The sequence below is a fragment of the Amnimonas aquatica genome, assembly GCF_002943415.1.
GTDB classification, from domain to species: Bacteria; Pseudomonadota; Gammaproteobacteria; order Pseudomonadales; family Moraxellaceae; genus Perlucidibaca; species Perlucidibaca aquatica_A.
The window spans coordinates 1-3,307 of sequence record NZ_PTQZ01000197.1 but is presented as its reverse complement, the minus strand read 5'-3'; the positions used below and the strand labels follow the sequence as shown (position 1 = coordinate 3,307).

At 70.1% G+C, this 3,307-nt stretch carries 4 protein-coding genes; 3 read left to right on the top strand and 1 reads right to left on the bottom strand.

The window, feature by feature from the left end; all coding sequences use genetic code 11:
• On the top strand, nt 1-481 hold a 481-nt coding region (locus C5O18_RS07745; protein ID WP_105192920.1), incomplete at its 5' end, for an acyl-CoA thioesterase.
• A 37-nt stretch (nt 482-518) separates the two neighbouring features.
• Here the strand turns inward: C5O18_RS07745 and rpiA are convergent.
• Entirely contained in the window at nt 519-1,217 is a 699-nt protein-coding gene (gene rpiA, locus C5O18_RS07740; RefSeq protein WP_105192918.1) for a ribose-5-phosphate isomerase RpiA, read from the bottom strand.
• 72 nt (nt 1,218-1,289) lie between these two features.
• Between rpiA and ilvA the strand changes: the two genes are divergently transcribed.
• Both ilvA and C5O18_RS07730 read left to right on the top strand, forming a co-directional pair.
• Complete coding sequence (ilvA, locus tag C5O18_RS07735; protein WP_105192916.1) at nt 1,290-2,828, top strand: threonine ammonia-lyase, biosynthetic; 1,539 nt, start codon at nt 1,290-1,292, stop codon at nt 2,826-2,828.
• A gap of 11 nt (nt 2,829-2,839) precedes the next feature.
• The coding region (locus tag C5O18_RS07730) for a hypothetical protein (protein WP_146089278.1) at nt 2,840-3,307 on the top strand (468 nt) is incomplete at its 3' end.

The following is a 3,307-nucleotide window of genomic DNA, read 5'->3' as shown; positions in this document are numbered from 1 at the left end:
CTACTGGGTGTTCCCCAACGACCTGAACGCCAACGACACCGTGTTCGGCGGCATGATCATGGCGCAGATGGACCGGCTCAGCGCCGTGGTCGCCTGCCGCCACGCCGAGAGCGTGTGCGTCACCGCCAGCGTCGACGCCGTGCATTTCCTGGCACCGGCCAAGCGCGGCGACGTGCTGATCTTCGCGGCCTCGGTGAACAAGGCCTGGCGCACCTCCATGGAAGTCGGCTGCCGCGTCGACGCCCAGGCCCTCAACGGCGAGCGCCGGCACATCCTCTCGGCCTACCTGACCTTCGTGTCGGTGGATGCCAACGGCAGCCCGCGCCCGGTGCCGGTGCTGCGACCGGAAACCGCCGACGAGCAGCGCCGCTGCCGCGAGGCCGACCTGCGCCGCAGCCAGCGCCTGCGCCACGCCGACGAGCTCAAGGCCCTGCGCGCCGCCACCGACGGCGAAGCCGCCGACTCACGCCAGAATGCCTGACACGCCCGCGCAGCGGGCCCTGCAGGAAGAAGCCGGCTCAGGCCGGACGGGTGATGGTGCGCACGCCGCCGGCGCCGCCGAGCAGCAGCACATCGGCCGGACGACGCGCGAACAGCCCGTTGGTGACCACGCCGACGAGGTTGTTCAGGCGCGTCTCCAGCTCCACCGGGTTGATGATGTCGAGACCGTAGGTGTCGAGAATCACGTTGCCGTTGTCGGTCACGAAGCCGGTGCGGTAGACCGGGCTGCCGCCCATCTTCACCAGCTCGCGCGCGATCAGCGAACGCGCCATGGGAATGACCTCGATAGGCAGCGGGAAGCGGCCCAGCTTCTCCACCCACTTGCTCTCGTCGGCGATGCAGACGAAACGTTCGGCCAGCGACGCCACGATCTTCTCGCGCGTCAGCGCACCGCCGCCGCCCTTGATCATTTCCAGCGCGGCATTGATCTCGTCAGCGCCGTCGACATAGACCCCGATGTGGTCGACCTGGTTCAGGTCCACGACCTCGATGCCGATGGCCTCCAGGCGCTGGCGCGTGGCCTCGCTGCTGGCCACCGCCGCCTGCACGCGACCCTTGATCGCCGCCAGCCCCTCGATGAAGAAGTTGGCGGTGGAGCCGGTGCCCACGCCCAGCACCTCGCCCGCGCGCACGTGTTCGAGCGCGGCCTCGGCGACGGCGCGCTTGAGGGCATCGGCGGAGCCGGACTGGGCGGCCTTGGAGGAAGCGGACGACATGGGAACTCCGGAGCAGGGCGGGGCGGAAAGCGCGTAGTATACTCGTCCGCACCTGTCCGGAAGCAGTTCATCATGCCCGACGCCACCACGTCCGCCCCCGCGCTCGCCGCGCTGGTCAAGCGCATCCTCCAGGCCCGCGTCTACGACGTCGCCATCGAGAGCCCGCTGGACGAGGCGCGGCTGCTGTCGCGCCGGCTGAAGAACCGCGTGCTGCTCAAGCGCGAGGACCTGCAGCCGGTGTTCTCGTTCAAGCTGCGCGGCGCCTACAACAGGATCTCGCGGCTGTCGCAGGCCGAGCGCGAGCGCGGCGTGATCTGCGCCTCGGCGGGCAACCACGCCCAGGGCGTGGCGCTGGCGGCGAAGCAGCTCGGCATTCGCGGCGTGATCGTCATGCCGCAGACCACGCCGGACATCAAGGTCAACTCGGTGAAGGCCCTCGGCGGCCAGGCCGTGCTGCACGGCGACAGCTACGACGACGCCTACGCCCACGCCCAGGCGCTGGTGGCCGAAAAGGGCTACACCTTCATCCACCCGTTCGACGACCTCGACGTGATCGCCGGCCAGGGCACGGTGGCGCCGGAGATCCTGCGCCAGCACGACGGCCGCATCGACGCCGTGTTCCTGCCCTGCGGCGGCGGCGGGCTGATGGCCGGCGTCGCCGCCTACCTCAAGTTCGTCGACCCGTCGATCCGCGTGATCGCGGTCGAGGCCGAGGACTCCGCCTGCCTGGCCGCCGCGCTCAAGGCCGGCCGCCGCGTCACCCTCGACCAGGTCGGCCTGTTCGCCGACGGCGTCGCCGTGCGCCAGATCGGCAAGCACACCTTCGATGTCGCGAAGCAGTGCGTGGACGAGGTCATCACCTGTTCCACCGACGAGATCTGCGCCGCCATCAAGGACATCTTCGACGAGTGCCGCAGCATCTGCGAGCCGGCTGGCGCGCTGTCGCTGGCCGGGCTGAAGAAGTACGCGCAGCGCGAGGGCATCCAGGGACGCACGCTGGTGGCGGTCAACTCCGGCGCCAACATGAATTTCGACCGCCTGCGCCACATCGCCGAGCGCACCGAGCTCGGCGAGCGCCGCGAGGCCGTGCTGGCGGTGACCATTCCGGAGCAGCCGGGCGCGTTCAAGGCGTTCTGTCAGGCCATCGGCAAGCGCAATGTCACCGAATTCAACTACCGCTACAGCGATGCCGGCGCCGCGCACGTGTTCGTCGGCGTGTCGCTGCGCGGCGGCGACAGCGAGCGCCAGGAGCTGGTCGGCGGCCTGCAGCGCAAGGGCTATGCCGTGCTCGACCTGTCCGACGACGAAATGGCCAAGCTGCATGTGCGGCACCTGGTCGGCGGCCACGCCGGGCTGGCCGACGAGCGCCTGTTCCGCTTCGAGTTCCCGGAGCGGCCGGGCGCGCTCATGGCTTTCCTGACCCAGCTCGGCACGCAGTGGAACATCTCGCTGTTCCATTACCGCAACCACGGTGCCGCCTTCGGTCGCGTGCTGGTCGGCCTGCAGCTCGGCGAACGCCCGCTGAAGACGCTCAAGGCCTCGCTGGATGCCATCGGCTATGCCTACGCCGACGAGAGCGACAACCCGGCCTACCGGCTGTTCCTGCGCTGAGGGCTCCCGCCATGCTGCCATCGCCGCCCGCCCCCACCAGCGTCGCCCTGAAGCGCGCCGAGGCCCTGCCGCTGGCTTACTGGCAGCATGTCGGCGACCCGCTCGCGGACCTGCTCAGCACCATCTACCCGATCGACGACGCCGATACGCTGCAGTCGCTGCTGGCGTACGAGGCCGAGCAGGGCCAGGTGCTGTGCGCGCAGCTGCTGGCACAGGGTCAGATGCTGCCAGCGCACTGGCACGACCCGAAGTTCGCGCACGCGCTGACGGCCTGGAAGGATTTCACCCTGCAGTACCCGCTCGCCGTGCGCCTCGCCTGGCAGGCGGGCGCCGGCATGCGGCTGATCAGCCAGCTGCGCTGGACACGCCTGTGGTCCGGCACCACCGGCCTGCAGGCCTTCATGCAGCGCATCGACGACCTGCTGCTGGCGCCGGCCTTGCCCAGCCCGGAGCAGGTGCTCGGCCTGCGGCTGGCGCTG

Excerpts from the sequence above, each read along its gene's own strand:
- rpiA (WP_105192918.1), bottom strand. The coding sequence starts at position 1,217 with ATGTCGTCCGCTTCCTCCAAGGCCGCCCAGTCCGGCTCCGCCGATGCC.
- ilvA (WP_105192916.1), top strand. The coding sequence starts at position 1,290 with ATGCCCGACGCCACCACGTCCGCCCCCGCGCTCGCCGCGCTGGTCAAG.